This window comes from Cellulosimicrobium composti (assembly GCF_009711085.1).
Lineage (GTDB): Bacteria > Actinomycetota > Actinomycetes > Actinomycetales > Cellulomonadaceae > Cellulosimicrobium > Cellulosimicrobium composti.
Map to the genome: position 1 here is coordinate 47,795 of NZ_WMKA01000003.1, position 16,663 is coordinate 64,457.

At 73.0% G+C, this 16,663-nt stretch carries 11 protein-coding genes; all 11 read right to left on the reverse strand.

All coding sequences use genetic code 11. The features are described from left to right. Nucleotides 1-51: 51 nt before the first annotated feature. Complete coding sequence (locus GJV82_RS01965) at nucleotides 52-3,924, reverse strand: alpha-L-arabinofuranosidase C-terminal domain-containing protein (protein WP_155098056.1); 3,873 nt, start codon at nucleotides 3,922-3,924, stop codon at nucleotides 52-54. Nucleotides 3,925-4,189: 265 nt separating this feature from the next. Next, entirely contained in the window at nucleotides 4,190-5,167 is a 978-nt protein-coding gene (gene yjfF / locus GJV82_RS01970; protein WP_024841785.1) for a galactofuranose ABC transporter, permease protein YjfF, read from the reverse strand. A gap of 80 nt (nucleotides 5,168-5,247) precedes the next feature. Beyond that, the gene (locus GJV82_RS01975; RefSeq protein WP_155098057.1) at nucleotides 5,248-6,306 is read right to left on the reverse strand and encodes an ABC transporter permease; all 1,059 of its coding nucleotides are present in this window, start codon (nucleotides 6,304-6,306) and stop codon (nucleotides 5,248-5,250) included. Continuing rightward, the gene (locus GJV82_RS01980) at nucleotides 6,303-7,841 is read right to left on the reverse strand and encodes a sugar ABC transporter ATP-binding protein (RefSeq protein WP_155098058.1); all 1,539 of its coding nucleotides are present in this window, start codon (nucleotides 7,839-7,841) and stop codon (nucleotides 6,303-6,305) included. The genes GJV82_RS01975 and GJV82_RS01980 overlap by 4 nt, the downstream gene beginning before the upstream one ends. A 221-nt stretch (nucleotides 7,842-8,062) precedes the next feature. Continuing rightward, entirely contained in the window at nucleotides 8,063-9,079 is a 1,017-nt protein-coding gene (locus tag GJV82_RS01985; RefSeq protein ID WP_155098059.1) for an ABC transporter substrate-binding protein, read from the reverse strand. Nucleotides 9,080-9,461: 382 nt separating this feature from the next. Further along, entirely contained in the window at nucleotides 9,462-10,970 is a 1,509-nt protein-coding gene (gene araA / locus GJV82_RS01990) for an L-arabinose isomerase (RefSeq protein ID WP_024838817.1), read from the reverse strand. Nucleotides 10,971-11,094: 124 nt separating this feature from the next. Next, a complete protein-coding gene (locus tag GJV82_RS01995; RefSeq protein WP_024838818.1) occupies nucleotides 11,095-11,835 on the reverse strand; it encodes an L-ribulose-5-phosphate 4-epimerase in 741 nt (246 codons plus the stop codon). Beyond that, complete coding sequence (locus GJV82_RS02000) at nucleotides 11,832-13,484, reverse strand: xylulokinase (RefSeq protein WP_155098060.1); 1,653 nt, start codon at nucleotides 13,482-13,484, stop codon at nucleotides 11,832-11,834. The genes GJV82_RS01995 and GJV82_RS02000 overlap by 4 nt, the downstream gene beginning before the upstream one ends. Nucleotides 13,485-13,608: 124 nt before the next feature. Then, nucleotides 13,609-14,661 (reverse strand): LacI family DNA-binding transcriptional regulator, encoded by a 1,053-nt coding sequence (locus GJV82_RS02005; protein ID WP_155098120.1) that lies wholly within the window; start codon nucleotides 14,659-14,661, stop codon nucleotides 13,609-13,611. A gap of 35 nt (nucleotides 14,662-14,696) precedes the next feature. After that, nucleotides 14,697-15,587, reverse strand: coding sequence for a pyrroline-5-carboxylate reductase (gene proC, locus GJV82_RS02010; protein WP_155098061.1), 891 nt, complete (start codon nucleotides 15,585-15,587; stop codon nucleotides 14,697-14,699). Between the two features lie 161 nt (nucleotides 15,588-15,748). Next, nucleotides 15,749-16,522, reverse strand: coding sequence for a hypothetical protein (locus GJV82_RS02015; protein WP_155098062.1), 774 nt, complete (start codon nucleotides 16,520-16,522; stop codon nucleotides 15,749-15,751). Nucleotides 16,523-16,663 lie beyond the last annotated feature (141 nt).

Sequence of the window (16,663 nt, forward strand, 5' to 3'; positions counted from 1 at the left end):
AGGTAGGGCTCGAGGCCTCTCCCCCGCGACCAGAGGTCCTCCCTCGCCGGGTCAGCCGCAGTCGAGCGCGTCGTAGGGGACGTCGAGGGTCGCGGTGACCTGCTCACCGTCGACCACCGCCGTGCCCGTGACGGTCGCGGTGCCGGCCGGGGCCGACGTCGCGCGCGCCGCGAACGACTGGTACGCGTTCTTGCCGGGCGCCACGTCCGCGAACGCCTTCTGCCCGAACGGCGTCGCGAGCGTCACCGAGACCGGGACGTCCTCGCCGTTCGTCGCGCGCACGGCGACGTACGCCCTGCCCGCGAGGCAGCGCGGCGAGGCCTCGACCGCGAGGTCGAGCTCGGGCGCCGCGTCGGGCGCGTGCAGCCGGACGAACGTGATCGAGTGCGCGGGGAACTCGTAGGAGAACTCCTCGCCGACGCCCGACAACGTCCGCTCCACCGGGACGACCCGCTCGGGGTCGGCCTTGGTGTTGGTGTCCGACGGCGCGCCCACCATCTCCGTGACCGTCGCCTCGGACGCGATGCCCTCGGAACCCTCGACGTGCACCTGCGTGCGGGCCGCGGTCGCCGTCGGGTTGACGACCTTGACGACGACGTCGCCCGTGTCGTCGTCGCGCGTGACGACCTGGTAGAGCGACTTGGTCGACGGCTGCTCGTAGGACATCTGGAGCTCGCCGTCGAGGTAGAGCTCGATGGTCGAGCCCTCGACGACGACCTTGACGTGGTACGGCTGGCCGGCCTCGATGCTGTGGTTCTCGACGGCCTTCACCTCGTTGGCGCTCCCGCCCGACGCGCGCTGGAGGGCCTGGCGGGTGTTGTTCCAGCCGCCGAGGTTCCACCAGTAGTAGTCGTTCGGGCCGCCCGCGGCGAAGCCGACGAGGAAGCCCTCGGCGCCGGAGGTCTTGCGCGCGTCGAGCTCGAGCGTGTAACTCGACCAGTCCTTCGCGTACGCACCGGCGACGATCGACCGGGCGTCGGTGACGTTCGTCGCCGACTGCACGTAGGCGCCGTCCTGCGCGGCCCACGTGCCGGCTTGCGGCTCCCACCGGTCGGCGCCGGACTCGAAGTCGTCCGAGAAGAGCACCTCGCCGCTCGCGTTGTCGGTCACGCGGACGTTGTCGTACTGCGCGGCCGTGTTCCACGTGGAGAGGAACACGCCGCCGTCGACCGTCGCGTCGGCCGGCGCCGGGCCGGAGTGCGTGCTGGGCACCACCTCGTCACCGGCGTTCGCGGAGAACAGCTGCTGGACGTAGTAGTTCACCGAGCCCCACGACTCGTCGTTGTCGAACCAGATCGCGTCGGGCGACCACTGGACGTACGACTCGTTGGCGAGGAGCGGTGCGTACGACGCGAGCCGGACGACGTCGGAGTTGCGCTCCAGACCGGTCATGAACGACGCCTCCGCGAGCGCGTTGGCGAACGTGTTGCCGCGCGACGCGTACTCGCCGAGGAACACGTGCGGCCCCTCGCGGTCGTAGGAGTCGTAGCGCTCGTCGTTCTCGAGGAACCACTGCGGGTCGTTGTAGTAGTGCTCGTCGACGAGGTCGACGTCCTGCTCGCGGTTGAACTCCCAGAGCTCGTCGAAGCGCTGTCCGGTGTCGTCCGGGCCGGAGTTCGAGATGATCTGGATGTCCGGGTAGGCGGCCGCGATCGCGTCGCGGAACGCCGGGAAGTTGGCCTCGAACGTCTTCGTGTTCTCCTCGTTGCCGAGCCCGATGTACTTCAGGCCGAACGGCTCGGGGTGGCCCAGCTCGGCGCGCACGGCGCCCCACTCGGTCGTGACGTCGCCGTTCGCGAACTCGATGAGGTCGACCGTGTCGTCGACCCAGCGCTGGATCTGCGCGGGGTCCTTCATCTCGGGGATGGTGCTGCCGCAGCCGTTGGCGCCGACCGACACCACGGGCAGCGGCGTCGCGCCGAGGTCCTCGGCGAAGAGGAAGTACTCGAGGTACCCGATGCCGTACGACTGGTTGTAGCCCCAGAAGTTCCAGTTGGTCGCGCGCTCCTCGACCGGGCCGATCGTCTCCTTCCACTGGTACGTGCGGCGACGGTCGGTGAAGCCCGACTCCTCGTACGAGCGGAACGTGCCGACGTTCGTCACGCAACCGCCGGGGAAGCGCAGGAACTGCGGGTCGAGCGCGTCGATCTTCTCCGCGAGGTCCTTGCGGAGCACGGACTTCCCGTTGACCGGGCCGACCCAGGTGTCCTGCGGGAAGAGCGAGACCTGGTCGAGAGCGAGCGTGCCCGCCGCGCCGGAGAGGAGCGCGAGGCGCCCGGCGTTCGTCGTGCCGGTCGCGGTGAGCGTGACGTCGTACTTCTTCCACGCGTTCGAGCCGTCGACCGCGACCTGGCCGGTCGCGTACGCCGTGGTCCCGGCAGCGTCCTCGACGCGCACGGTGACGGTCTGCGCCGTCGCCGACCGCGCCCAGACGGAGAAGTCGTACGACCCCCCCTCCTCGACGAACAGCCCGGTGTTGTACCCGGCGTTGCGCACCCCGGCGCCCGCGGCGGTCGTCGTGAGGGCGAGATAGCTGCGGTTCGTCGCGTTGAGCCGCCCGGCGTCGTTCACGACCTGCGTCGTCGCCGTGGCCCCGCCCCTGTTCGCGGTGCTCCACGCGGTGAGGCCGGTGAAGGACCCGTTGTCCTGGTTGTTGAACTCGAACGACCGGTTGCGCACGAGCTCGGCGTACAGGCCGCCGTCGGCCGCGTAGTTGATGTCCTCGTAGAAGATGCCGTACAGCTCGTCGCTCATCTCGGTGCGCTCGCCGGCGAGGTCCACGGTGATCTCGTGGTCCGCGCTCGTGGCGGGCGTGATCCTGAGCTTCGTGGCTGCCTCGCGCGGGCCGAGCACGAGCGCGCCGTCGGACGCACGCACGCCGGCGTACAGCTCGGGGTCCGCCGCGCTGCGCAGCCAGACCTTGCCGCCGCCCGCGTCGGTGAGCCGCAGCGCGGCGGCCTCCTCGCCCGCGGCTCCGAGGGAGAGCCGGGACGAGCCGGAGACGACGACGGGCCGGACGCCGACGGCGAGCGTCACCGGGGACGTGCCCTCGGCGCCGTCGACCGCCGTCGCGTCGAGCGCGACCGTCGTCGCGGGGCGCTCGTCGTCGAGAGCGAGGCCGTCGTCGGCCGCCACGAGGTACCGGGCCTCACCCGGGCCCACGAGCGTGAACGCGCCGTCGGGGACCTGGTCGGCGCCCTCGGCGGTCTCGAGCGCGACGTAGTCGAACACCGCGGTGTGCGCCGCGCCGTCCTGCGCGGCGAGCGCGTAGAGACCGACCTGCGTGGTCGGGAAGTCGACCGTGACGGAGCCCGCCGGCTGCCACGCGGTGCCGTCCCAGTAGGACGTGGTGACGGTGTCGCCCGTGCGCTGCATGCGCAGCGTCTCGCCCGTCGACCCCGGGCGGTCGGTGAACGCGGCCGCGGAGAAGACGCCGCCGGTCTCGACGTCGTTCTCGATCGCGCGGCCCGAGGGCGACAGGTCGCCCACGAACGTCAGGCCGGAGCGGACGTAGTTGTCCATGTCCTGCCACGCGATGAGCCCCGCGCCCTGGTAGACGGAGGCGACGGGCGCCTCGAGCCGGGTGACGACGGTGAAGTCGCCGGCGGGCACGTCGAGCAGGACGACGTTCTTGGCGCTGTTCGCGTCCTGGTAGGTGTCGCCCGGCTGGGACGTGAGCCGCAGCGCCCCGCCGGAGACGGCGAGCGCCTCGGGGACGGGGTTGACGACGGTCCAGTCCGCGTCGAGCGCGGCGCCGTCGAACGTGTCGACCCGCGCGCCGTCGGGCAGGTCGGGCTCCGCGGCGGAGGCGGGCAGGGACGTCGCGAGCGCGACGGTGCCGACCATGCCGGCCACGAGCGCGAGCGCGACCGCACGTCGGCGGCGCGCCGTTCCGGGCCGTGGAGGGTGAAGGGACGTATCCATGGGCTTCCTCTCTTCGTCGAGAGACACGCACCATTGCGTGTGAGCGTTAACAGGATCGTGACCGAGCCTAGTGTGAACGCTCACATTCGACAAGGGTCGTATCGTGACACTCCGTCGCCCGGGCACGCGCCCGGCCGACCCAGGGGTGCCGGCCCCCGTCCAGCTCCGGTGATCCCCGGGCGAGACGCCCGGGCAGACGGCCGCGGTGCCGGGCCTCACCCGCACGACGTCGCACGACGTCGCAGGGCGGCCCGGCACCGCCGGCTCACCTCCGCCTGACGACCAGCACGCGCTGCAGGATCACGAAGACCAGGAGCAGCACGCCGATGACGATCTTGGTCCACCACGAGCTCAGCGTGCCCTCGAAGGTGATGATCGTCTGGATGAGACCGAGCACGAGCACGCCCAGCACGGACCCGAGCACGAAGCCCGTCCCGCCCGTGAGCAGCGTGCCGCCGATCACGACCGCCGCGATCGCGTCGAGCTCCATGCCCACGCCGGTGAGCGAGTAGCCGGACCGCGAGAACATCGCGAAGAGCAGGCCGCCGATGCCGGCGCACGTGCCGCTCACCACGTACACGAGCACCTTGGTCCGCGCGACGGGCAGGCCCATGAGCATCGCGGACTGCTCGCCGCCGCCGATCGCGTACACGGTGCGGCCGAACTGCGTGTAGTGCAGCACGTAGAACGCGATCGCCACCACGACCAGGGCGATGATGACCGCCGTCGTGACGCGCCACCCGTCGCCGAACTGCTGGCTCCAGCTCGCGAGCGCGACGAACGACTCGTCCGTGATGGGAATCGACTGGAGCGAGATGACGTAGCACAGGCCGCGCGCGAGGAACATCGCGGCGAGCGTCGCGATGAACGGCTGGATGTCGAACACGTGCACCATGAGTCCGACCACGAGGCCGAGCACCGTCCCGATGAGCACCGAGACGAGGAGCACGACGGCCACGGGCCAGCCGCTCTGCAGCAGCGAGGCCGTCGTGATGCCGGACAGCGCGACCACGGCCCCGACCGACAGGTCGATGCCGCCCGTGAGGATGACGAAGGTCATGCCCACGGCGAGCACGATGAGAAACGAGTTGTTGATGAAGAGGTTCGAGACGACGCGGGCCGAGAGGAAGTTCTCGTACCGGCTGCCGCCCACGACGAGCATGAGGGCGAGCACCGCGAACGTCCCCACCACCGGCAGGTAGCGCCGGTCGAGACGGACACGGCTCGTGAGTCGCTCGGTCATGCGCGGGCCTCCGGAGGCGGCGGTGTCGGCGCCCCGGGGGTCGGGCGGCGAGGTGGGGGCGGGGGTCTGGACGGCGGACATCAGGCGCTCACCTCCGCGGCCGCGGCGGCCGTCGGGGCCGCGCGGCGTCGTCGGGCGGCGACGAGGTCGCGCACCTTCGGCGACTGCGCGAGGCAGACCGCGATGACGACGATCGCCTTGAACAGGGGGGTGACCGACGGCGAGATGCCGAGCATCGTCACCGTGAGCGTGAGCGTCTGGATGATGAGGACGCCGACGAGCGTGCCCGAGAGCGAGAACTTGCCGCCCGCGAGCGACGTGCCGCCGATGACGACGGCGAGGATCGCGTCGAGCTCGATGAACAGTCCGGCGTTGTTCGCGTCGGCCGCCATGGTGCTCGACGAGATCATGAGGCCGGCGAGGCCCGCGAAGAGCGCGCACACCGCGTACACGGTCCAGATGATGCTGCGCGCCTTGACGCCCGCGAGGCGGCTCGCCTCGGGGTTGATGCCGACGGACTCGATGAGCATGCCGAGCGCGGTGCGGCGCGTGAGCAGCGCGACCGCGGCGAACACCAGGCCCGCGAGTACGACCGCGACGGGGACCCCGAACCAGAACCCGGAGCCGATCGCCTTGTACGGCGCGCTGTTGACCGTCGTGATCTGACCGCCCGTGATGAGCATCGCGACGCCGCGGCCGGCGGTCATGAGCACGAGCGTCGCGATGATGGGCTGGATCCCGAGGACCGAGACCAGGAAGCCGTTCCACACGCCGAGGACGAAGGACAGCGCGAGCGCGATCCCGACGGCGACCAGGACCGTCGTCAGGCTGTCCGGCGAGGGCGACGACGCGATGAAGCTCAGCGCGACCGCGCCCGAGATCGCGACGACCGCGCCGACGGAGAGGTCGATGCCGCGCGTCGCGATGACGAGCGTCATGCCGAGCGCCACGAGGAGCAGGGGTGCGCCGTTCTTCAGCAGGTTGACGAGCGAGCCGAACAGGTGACCGTCCTGCAGCCGGATCGACAGGAAGCTCGGCCGGTTGATCGTGTTGACCGCCAGCAGCACGACCAGCGCGACGATCGGCCAGAAGAGCCGGTGCTGGGTGGCGCGCTGCCAGGCGGGTGCCGTGGTGCTCATGACTCCTGCCCTCCGCTCGCGATGAGCTCGACGACGTCCTCGACCGTGACGTCCTCGTCGTTGGTGATCTCCGCGACCTTGACGCGGTCGCGCATGACGGCGATGCGGTGGCTGAGCCGGAGGACCTCCTCCAGCTCGGCCGAGATGAACACGACCGACATCCCCTCGCCCGCGAGCTCGGCCACGAGCTTCTGGATCTCGGCCTTGGCCCCGACGTCGATGCCGCGCGTCGGCTCGTCGAGGATCAGCAGCCGGGGGGCCGTCGCGAGCCAGCGCGCGAGGAGCACCTTCTGCTGGTTGCCGCCCGAGAGGTTCTTGATGAGCGCGTCCGGGTTGGCGGGACGGATCGCGAGCGCGTCGATGTACTTCGCGACGATCTCGTCCACCTGCTTGCGCGGCAGCCGGCGGGCCCAGCCGCGCTCGGCCTGGAGGCCGAGGACGATGTTCTCGCGGATCGTCAGGTCGCCGACGATGCCCTCGGCCTTGCGGTGCTCGGAGGAGAACGCGATCTTGCGCTGCATCGCGCTGCGCGGGGTGCGCAGGCGCGCGAGCGCGCCGCCGACGCGCACCTGGCCGCTGTCCGCACGGTCCGCGCCCGCGAGCAGGCGTGCGAGCTCGGTGCGGCCCGAGCCGAGGAGGCCGGCGAGGCCGACGACCTCGCCCGGGTACACGTCGAGGTCGAACGGCTGCACGGAGCCCTTGCGGCCGACGCCGAGCGCCTGGACGAACGGCGTCGCCTCGCGGTCGGCCACCGAGCGCTTGGGTGCCTCCTCGAGCTCCTCGAGCACCTCGAGCGAGGTGCCGATCATCTTGGAGACGAGCTCGAGGCGCGGGAGCTCGGCCGTGACGTACTCGCCGACGAGCTTCCCGTTGCGCAGGACCGTCATGCGGTCGGAGATCTCGTACACCTGCTCGAGGAAGTGCGAGACGAAGAGGATCGCGACGCCCTCGTCGCGCAGGCGGCGCACGACGGCGAAGAGCTGGGCGACCTCGTCCGCGTCGAGGCTGGACGTCGGCTCGTCGAGGATGAGGACCTTGCACTCGACGACGAGCGCGCGGCAGATCGCGACGAGCTGCTGCACGGCGAGCGAGTGGGAGGCGAGCGACGACGCCGGGTCGAGGTCGAGGTTGAGGCGGGCGAGCATCTCGCCCGCGCGGCGACGCGTCGCACGCCAGTCGATCGCGCCGAGGCGGCGCGGCTCGTGGCCGAGCATGATGTTCTCGGCGACCGAGAGGTTCTCGCAGAGGTTGACCTCCTGGTACACCGGCGAGACACCGGCGGCCTGGGCCTCGCCCGGGCCCGAGAACGTGTGCTCGGCGCCGTCGACGACGATGCGACCGGAGTCGATCGAGTAGACGCCGGTGAGCGCCTTGATGAGCGTCGACTTGCCGGCGCCGTTCTCGCCCATGAGGGCGTGGACCTCTCCGGGCCGGAGCGTGAGGTCGACTCCGTCGAGCGCCTTGACGCCCGGGAACTCGATCGAGATCCCGGTCATCTCGACGACGGGTCGACCGTCGGGGACGGCGGTAGTCATGGGTGACCTTCCGTGCAGCGGTGGCGACGGGGCTGCCGGGCCCCGGGGCGCCTCAGGACGCCGGCGACGTCGGCATGCCGGCGGTGGTGCGTCGGCCGCGCGCCGGGGAGACGTGCTCTCCCGGCGCGCGACCCGTCCGTGGTGGCGGGGCCGGTCGGCGTCGACCGGCCCCGCCGGGCGGGCGTCCTCTCGGATCGCTCCGAGAGGACGCCGAGCGCCGGTCAGTACTCGCGCGTCGGGAGCGCCTCGACGGCCTGCTCCTGGGTGAAGGACTGGTCCTCCACGACGATGCGCTTCTCGACCTCCTCGCCCGCGACGACCTTCTTGATGATCTCCGCCAGGTCCGGGCCGAGGAGCGGGTTGCACTCGACGATGAAGTTGATCTTGCCGTCGGCGAGCGCCTGCATGCCGTCCTTGACCGCGTCGACGGTGACGATCTTGATGTCCTCGCCCGGGACGAGACCGGCGGCCTCGATGGCCTCGATGGCGCCGAGGCCCATGTCATCGTTGTGCGCGTAGACGAGGTCGATGTCGTCGTGCGCCTGGAGGAAGCCCTCCATGACCGTCTTGCCCTCGGCGCGCGTGAAGTTGCCGGTCTGCGAGTCGATGATCGTCACGTTGGGGTTGTCCTTCGTGGCGTTCTCGAAGCCGGTCTTGCGGTCGATCGCCGGCGCGGCACCCGTGGTGCCCTGGAGCTCGACGACGTTGATCGGCTCGGTCGCGACGTTCTCGGAGACCCACTCGCCGGCCATCTCGCCCTCGAGGACGAAGTCGGAGCCGATGAACGACGCGTAGAGGGTCTCGTCCTCGGAGTCCACGGCGCGGTCGGTGAGGATCACCGGGATGCCGGCCTGCTTGGCCTCCTCGAGCACCGCGTCCCAGCCGGACTCGACGACCGGGGAGAACGCGATGACGTCCACGCCCTGCGCGATGTAGGAGCGGATCGCCTGGATCTGGTTCTCCTGCTTCTGCTGCGCGTCGGAGAACTTGAGGTCGAAGCCGTTCTCGGCCGTGAGCGTGTCCTGGATGGACTTGGTGTTCGCCGCGCGCCAGCCGGACTCGGCGCCCACCTGCGAGAAGCCGACGACGATCGTGTCGCCGCTGCCGCCGTCGCCGCCCGCGTCGTTGCTGCTGCCGTCCGTGCTGCCGCCCCCGCTGCTGCACGCCGCGAGCGCGAGGACCGCCACGCCGGCGAGGACACCCGTCAGACGCGTGCGCGCCTTGGTCGTGCTGAACATGCTCTCCTCCTTGAGATGCGACCTCGGCGCCGTGCCGAGGGTCGTCGGGTCGTACCAGCCCGCCATCGGACTGTTGACTCTTGTTGATACATGTTTGCTTGTGTCAATGTCTAGCGGTGTCAGGGCCTCCCCCGCAAGCCCCGACCCGGCATTCCGCATAACCGTTCGGTAACCGTTGCGGCCGCCGTCCGGCACAGCGGTGTGCCGTGAGCGCGGAGGCCCCGTCGGACCCGGGCCCCGCGCCGTCCGTGTGTGATCGTTCACACCCTCCCGAGGCACGATGTTAGCGCTCACACGATCGGAGGGGAAGCCGTCCCTCGTCACGGTTCGGTCACGACCCCGCGGGGCCCGGACCGGACGGACGGACGGCCTCCCCCGGACCTCAGAGGCCCTGTGCGAGGCGGTAGTACACCTGGTTCCACCGCACCTGGTCGCGGAAGCCGCGGCGCGTGGTGCTCTCGTCGATGACGAGCAGCTCGGTGCGCGCGATGTCCGCGAACACCTCGAACGCGTCGATCCCGGCCGCCGTCGAGAGCACCGTGTGGTGCGCGCCGCCGGCCGTGAGCCACGCCTCGGCGGACGTCGGGAAGTCGGGGCGGGGCTCCCACACCGCGCGCGCGACGGGCAGGTGCGGCAGCGGGGCGGACGGCGCCACGACGTCGACCACGTTCGCCGTGAGGCGGAACCGGTCGCGCATGTCCGCGAGCGACACGACGACGCCGACGCCCGGGTCCGCGTCGAACACCATGCGGACCGGGTCCTCCTTGCCGCCGATGCCGAGCGGGTGGATCTCGACCCGGGGCGTCGAGGTCGTCAGCGACGGGCAGACCTCGAGCATGTGCGCCCCGAGGATCTTCTCGCTCCCCGGCGTGAGGTCGTACGTGTAGTCCTCCATGAGGGACGCGCCGCCGGGCAGGCCCGCGCCCATGACCTTCGCCGCGCGCACGAGGACGGCCGTCTTCCAGTCCCCCTCGGCGCCGAACCCGTAGCCCTTGGCCATGAGGCGCTGCACCGCGAGGCCCGGCAGCTGGCGCAGGTCGCCCAGGTCCTCGAAGTTCGTCGTGAACGCCTTGGCGCCCACCGACGCGAGGAACGTCTCGAGCGCGATCTCCTGGCGTGCGGCGTAGCGCAGCGACGCGTGCCGCTCCCCGTCCTTGCGCAGCTCCGGGGCCACGTCGTAGAGGTCCTCGTACTCCGCGACGAGCGCGTCGACGTCGGCCTCGGACACCTCGTCCACGGCCCGCACGAGGTCGTTCACGCCCCACGTGTTCACGCTCACACCGAAGCGCAGCTCCGCCTCGGTCTTGTCGCCCTCCGTCACCGCGACGTTGCGCATGTTGTCGCCGAAGCGGACGAGGCGCAGCTCGTGCGTCGCGGCCCAGCCCGCGGCGCCACGCACCCACGACCCGACGCGCGCCGTGACCGCCGGGTTCGTCACGTGCCCGACGACGGTCGTGCGCGCGACCCCGAGGCGCGTCGCGACGTACGCGTACTCCCGGTCGCCGTGCGCCGCCTGGTTGAGGTTCATGAAGTCGAAGTCGATCGTGTCCCACGGCAGCTCGACGTTCGCCTGCGTGTGCAGGTGCAGGAGCGGCTTGCGGAGCTGGTCGAGGCCCGCGATCCACATCTTCGCGGGGCTGAACGTGTGCATCCACGTCACGACGCCCAGCACGCGGTCGTCCGCGTTGGCGTCGAGCATCGCGCGCCGGATCGCGTCGGCGTCCTTGAGCACGGGCTTCCAGACCACGGTCGCCGGGACGTCCGGCGACGCGTCGAGGAGGCGCGCGACCTCCTGCGACTGCTCGGCGACCTGCCGCAGCGTCTCCTCTCCGTACAGGTCCTGGCTGCCGGTGAGGAACCAGATCTCGCGGTCCGCGTAGGGCTTGCTCATGTCAGGTCCATCTCTCGTGTCGTGGGCGGGGTCCGCACCGCTGCGGGCCCGTCCGGGCTGGTCGTGCTGCGGTCGTGCCGTGCGCGTCGGTCCCGGTCGGCCGGCGGGCCGGACCCGGCCGGGGTCAGTGCTGGTCGGGCACCGTGTGCTGCCCGTAGACGTTCTGGTACCGCTCGTACAGCGCGTCGACGTCGTGCTGCGCGATGCGCGTGGGCTCGCCGAGCTGACGGCTCACGTGCACGGTGCGCGCGACCTCCTCGCACATCACGGCCGCCTTCACCGCCGCGCGCGCGTCGGCGCCGATCGTGAACGGGCCGTGGTTGCGCATGAGGACGGCGGGGCTGCGGGACTCGCGGAGCGTCTCCACGATCCCGCGACCGATCGAGTCGTCGCCGATGAGCGCGAACGGCCCCACGGGGATGTCGCCGCCGAACTCGTCGGCCATCATCGTCAGCACGCACGGGACGGGCTCGCCGCGCGCCGCCCACGCCGTCGCGTACGTCGAGTGCGTGTGCACGACGCCGCCCACCTCGGGCATGTGCCGGTACACGTAGGCGTGCGCGGCCGTGTCCGACGACGGCGACCGGTCGCCCTCGACGAGCGTGGCGTCGAGGTCGCACACGACCATCGCGCCCGGGGTGATGTCGTCGTACGCGACGCCGGACGGCTTGATGACGAGCAGGTCGCCCGAGCCGTCGGGCCGCGTCGTGTCGCGGACCCGCTCGGAGACGTTGCCCGCGGTCCACACGACGAGCTCCCAGCGCGGGAGCTCCGCGTGCAGCGCGGCGACGCGCTCCTTGGCGGCGTCGACGGCGTCGCGCAGGTGGGCCGGGACGGCCGGCGCGGCGGTGGTCGGGGTGGTCATACGAGGTCCTCTCCGTCGGTCCGGGTCGGCAGCGCCGCCACGGCGGCGCGCTCGACGGCGAGCCCCGCGGCGTACCGCTCGAGGTAGGTCGTGAACCCCGCGACGTCGGCGGGGTCGGGGTCGACGGTCACGGTCTCGGCGGACGCGAAGACGTGCTCGCGCAGGTACGTCCCCAGGTCGGCCGTCGCGTGCGGGGCACCGGCGGCGCGGTCGCGCGCGTAGCCCGCGAGGACCGCGATGCCCCAGGCGCCCCCTTCGCCCGCCGACCGGCCGACGCTCACGGGCGCCCCGATCGCTGCGGCGAGGAGACGCTGGGCGACGCCCGCGGTGCGGAACATGCCGCCGTGGGCGAGCATCCCGTCGATGCCCACGCCCTCGTCGGCGAGCACGCGCATGCCCAGCGCCAGCGTGCCGAACGCGCCGTAGACCTGCGTGCGCGCGAAGTTGGCGAGGGTGAGGCGGCTCCCGGGGGTGCGCACCACGAGCGGACGACCCTCGTCGAGGCCCGTGATGGGCTCGCCGGCCAGGTAGTTGTACGCGAGCAGGCCGCCGCCGTCGGTGTCGCCGTCGAGCGCGGCGCGGAAGATCGCGCCGAACACGTCGTCCGGCGTCGCGGTGGCGCCGACCGCCGCGGCGAGCTCGCCGAGCAGCCCGGCCCATGCGTCGAGCTCGCTCGCCCCGTTGTTGCAGTGGACCATCGCGACGAGGTCGCCCGCGGGCGTCGTCACGAGGTCGAGCTCGTGGTGCACGGCGGCGAGCGGTCGCTCGAGCACGACCATCGCGAAGATGCTCGTCCCCGCGCTGACGTTGCCCGTGCGCGGCGCCACGGCGTTGGTGGCGACCATGCCCGTGCCCGCGTCGCCCTCGGGCGGGCACAGCAGGACGCCGGGCTCCAGCGACCCCGTGGGGTCGAGCCAGGCCGCACCCTCGGCCGTCAGGCGACCCGCGTCCTCACCCGCGACGAGCACGTCGGGCAGCAGCTCGGCGAGCTTGGGCCCGTCGCGGTGCGTGGCGGCGCGCTCGTCGACGAGCGCGAGGCGCGCGTGGTCGTAGTCGCGCGTCCCCGGGTCGACGGGGAACATGCCGGACGCGTCGCCCACGCCGAGCACGTGCCGCCCGGTGAGGCGCCGGTGCACGTACCCCGCGAGCGTGGTGAGGGACGCGACGCGGTCCGCGTGCGGCTCGCGGTCGAGGATCGCCTGGTACCAGTGCGCGACCGACCACCGCAGCGGCACGTTGTACCCGAGGAGCTCGGTGAGCTCGGCCGCGGCCGGGCCGGTCGAGGTGTTGCGCCACGTGCGGAACGGGACGAGCAGCTCGCCGTCGGCGTCGAACGCGAGGTAGCCGTGCATCATCGCGGAGACGCCGAGCGCCCCGTACGTCGTGGGCCGCACGCCGTACTGCGCCTCGACGTCGTCCACGAGGCGCGCGTAGCAGTCGCGGAGCCCCGCCTCGACGGCCTCGAGCGAGTACGTCCACGTGCCGTCCTCGAACTGGTTCTCCCAGGCGTGGCTCCCGCTCGCGAGCGGCGTGCCGTCCTCGTCCACGAGGCACGCCTTGATCCGCGTCGAGCCGAGCTCGATCCCGAGCGCGGTCGTTCCTGCCACGACGGCCGCGCGCCGGCGGCCCACCTCGTCCTGCTGCACCATCGCTGCTACTCCTCGTCGCGGCATCGCGCCTCGGTAGGTCGGTCTGTCCCTGGAATGGAATGTTAGCGCTCACAACCGACGAGGCCAACTCCCCCCCGCGCGTGCCGTCGCCCAGGTGGCCCGATCAGCCCCGCGGGGTCGTCGTGCTCTCGCGCACCATGAGCTCGGGCGGGATCGACACGGGCCGGACGGTCGCGCCGGAGAGGGCGTCGATCATCATCGCCATGCAGCGCCGGCCGAGCGACCCGAACGGCTGGCGCACCGTCGTCAGGGGCGGGATGAAGTGCCCCGCGCCCGCGACGTCGTCGAACCCGACGACCGACACGTCGGTCGGCACGCGCACGCCCTGCTCCCAGAAGGCCCGGAGCAGGCCCAGCGCGAGCTGGTCGTTCCCCGCGAACACGGCCGTCGGCCCGTCGCCCGCGCGCAGGCCGTCCGCGAGCTCGCGCCCCACGGCGTACCCGCGGTCCGACGACCAGTCGCCGCGCACGGGGTCGGGCACGGGCGCGCCGTGCTCCTCGAGCGCCGCGCGCCAGCCGGTCTCGCGCTCGCGGGCGTCGAACCAGTCGAGCGGCCCGGACACGTGCAGCACCGTGCGGTGACCGAGGCCGAGCAGGTGCTCGGTCGCCAGGCGCGCGCCGAGTCGCTGGTCGACCGCGATGGGCAGGATCGCGCCCGGGGCGCCGAGCGCGCCGGTGCTCGGCAGCACCCGGTCCGCCGGGTCGCCGTCGCCGGGCCGGTCGCGCGCCGCGATCATGATGACCGGCACGGGGGCCCGGAACGAGTCGACCGCCGCCGCGACGTCCGTCTGCGGCGCGATGACGACGATGCCCTCGACGCTCTGGTCCATGAAGTGCTCGAGCACGCGGTGCATCGTGTCCGCGTCGTAGCGCCGGATCGTCGCGACGCTCACGAAGTAGCCCTGCTCGCGCGCGGCCTCCTCGACGGCGATGAGGGTCGACGTCGGGCCGTACAGCGCCGAGCCCGTGGTGACCACGCCGATCGTCCCCGACCGCATGGTCACGAGCGCGCGCGCCGCGCTGTTGCGGCGGTAGCCGAGCGTCGCGATCGCGTCGAGCACGCGGTCGCGCGTCTCGGGGCGCACGCTCGGGTGGTCGTTGAGCACGCGCGAGACCGTCTGGTGCGAGACCCCGGCGAGCCGCGCGACGTCGGACATCGCGGGCGGGCGCGTGCGCGCCGAGGGGCCGTCGCTCACCGGTCGGCCCCCCGGGCCTCGTCGCCGGTCGCCCCGGGCGGCGCCGGCGGGCCCGCGAGCGCCGCCGCGAGCTCGACCGACCGGTCGCGCGCGGCCTCGAGCGCGTCGAGGAACGCGGCGCGCACCCCGCCGGCGTCGAGGCGTCGCAGCGCCGCGACGGTCGTGCCGCCCGGGGAGGACACGCGCTCGCGCGCGATCGCGGGGTGCTCGCCGGTCTCGCGCAGCATGGTCGCGGCGCCGTGCACCGTGGCCGTCGCGAGCTCCAGCGCCGTCGCCCGCGTGAGCCCGAGCAGCACGCCCGCCTCGGCGAGCGCGTCGATCACGTAGAACACGTACGCCGGCCCGGAGCCGGAGAGCGCGCCGACCGCGTCCTGGTCCTTCTCGGCGACCCGCACGACGAGGCCGGTCGCGGCGAGCAACCGCTCGACGAGCGCGACGTCGGCGTCGTCCGCGGCGCTGCCGCCGCTCACCGCGCTCACGCCCGCGCCCACGACGGACGGGGTGTTGGGCATGACCCGCACGACCGCGGTGCCCGCCGGGAGCCGCTCCTCGTAGAACGACGTGGGGAGACCGACGACGACGCTCACCACGACCGTCCCCGCCCCCACGGCGCCGGACACCTCGTCGAGCAGCGCCGCGACGTCCTTCGGCTTGACCGCGACCACCACCACGCCGGCCCCGCGCACGGCCTCGACGTTGTCCTGCGTCGTGGCGACGCCGTGGCGCGCCGCGAGCTCGTCGCCGCGCTCGGCGCGGCGCACGGTCGCGACGACGTCGGCGGGTCGCCACCCGGACGCGAGGGCGCCGGCGAGGACGGTCTCGCCCATGACGCCTGCGCCGAGCACGGCGAGCCTGGGCACGGTCGACGAGGTCGACGGGTCGGTCATGGACGATCAGCTCCCGGTGGTCGGTGAGGGCATTCTTGCGCACCTGGGTGCCCGGCGGCGCCGCGGGGTCGCAGGCGTCTCGCCCTGCGTCGCACGCGGGGCGTCCCGGACGCGTCCCGGTGGCGTCGGAGAGGGGCGTCGCAGGGGCGTCGCAGGGGGCGTCAGAGGGGGTACGCGGCGTAGACGTCGGTGACGACGTCGGCGGGGCCCGTCGCCTGGAGCACGGCGGTGCCGTTGCGCCACGTGACCGTGGCCAGGCCGTCGCCCGCGGGGGTCACGGCGTACGTGCCGGCGCGCTCGCCGGCGACCTCGACGTCGCCCGTGTCGGTCGGCTCGCCCGCCGCGGCGACGAGGTCGGCCGCGGCCGTCTCGGCCTCGGCCACCGTCGCCCACTGGCCCGCGACGACGGTGACCGTCGTCGCGTCGTCGCCCTCGCCGTCGGCGTACACGAGCTCGTACGCCTCGAGCGCGCGCGCCGGCGTCCACGCCTCGGTGGCCGGGTCGGCGCGGAGCACGAGGTCGAGCACGGTGTCGGGGAGCGCCGTCGCGAACGCCGACGTCCCGGTGCGGGCGACGGGCTCGAGGGTCGGCGTGGGCGCCTCGGCCGTCACGGTCACGGTCGGCGCGGGCTGCGGTGCCGCGTCCGCTCGCGCGAAGCCCGGCCACACCCACGCGAGGAGCGCGGCCACGAGCCCGACCACGAGGAGCAGCCCGACGAGGACGACGAGGCGCCGCCGCCGGTAGACCGCGGCCGACGCGGGCCGGGAGTGCCGACGGTCGCTCGCGCCGACGGCGTCGGTCGGACGGCGGGGGCCGGGCGGGGTCGCGCCCCGGCCCGCCCGCGCCCGGTCCGCCGCGCTCGCACGGTCCGTCGCGCTCGGGCGCGCAGGTGCGGGCGCACGTCCCGCGGGGCTCGGCCCGGGCGGCTGGCTCATCGCGCGCACCTCCAGTGCTGTCGGTCCTGCGGGCCCGCTGCCACGGCCCGGGCCTGCGGCCAAGCGTAGGACGCGCGCGTGCCCGACACCCCGCGCCGGCGCGGGGTGTCGGGCACGCGCCGTGCGGCTTCACCCGCCCTG

What these genes read in the sequence shown, in the direction of transcription:
- GJV82_RS01965 (WP_155098056.1), bottom strand. Translation starts at nt 3,924, where the DNA reads ATGGATACGTCCCTTCACCCTCCACGGCCCGGAACGGCGCGCCGCCGA.
- yjfF (WP_024841785.1), bottom strand. Translation starts at nt 5,167, where the DNA reads ATGACCGAGCGACTCACGAGCCGTGTCCGTCTCGACCGGCGCTACCTG.
- GJV82_RS01975 (WP_155098057.1), bottom strand. Translation starts at nt 6,306, where the DNA reads ATGAGCACCACGGCACCCGCCTGGCAGCGCGCCACCCAGCACCGGCTC.
- GJV82_RS01980 (WP_155098058.1), bottom strand. Translation starts at nt 7,841, where the DNA reads ATGACTACCGCCGTCCCCGACGGTCGACCCGTCGTCGAGATGACCGGG.
- GJV82_RS01985 (WP_155098059.1), bottom strand. Translation starts at nt 9,079, where the DNA reads ATGTTCAGCACGACCAAGGCGCGCACGCGTCTGACGGGTGTCCTCGCC.
- araA (WP_024838817.1), bottom strand. Translation starts at nt 10,970, where the DNA reads ATGAGCAAGCCCTACGCGGACCGCGAGATCTGGTTCCTCACCGGCAGC.
- GJV82_RS01995 (WP_024838818.1), bottom strand. Translation starts at nt 11,835, where the DNA reads ATGACCACCCCGACCACCGCCGCGCCGGCCGTCCCGGCCCACCTGCGC.
- GJV82_RS02000 (WP_155098060.1), bottom strand. Translation starts at nt 13,484, where the DNA reads ATGGTGCAGCAGGACGAGGTGGGCCGCCGGCGCGCGGCCGTCGTGGCA.
- GJV82_RS02005 (WP_155098120.1), bottom strand. Translation starts at nt 14,661, where the DNA reads ATGTCCGACGTCGCGCGGCTCGCCGGGGTCTCGCACCAGACGGTCTCG.
- proC (WP_155098061.1), bottom strand. Translation starts at nt 15,587, where the DNA reads ATGACCGACCCGTCGACCTCGTCGACCGTGCCCAGGCTCGCCGTGCTC.
- GJV82_RS02015 (WP_155098062.1), bottom strand. Translation starts at nt 16,522, where the DNA reads ATGAGCCAGCCGCCCGGGCCGAGCCCCGCGGGACGTGCGCCCGCACCT.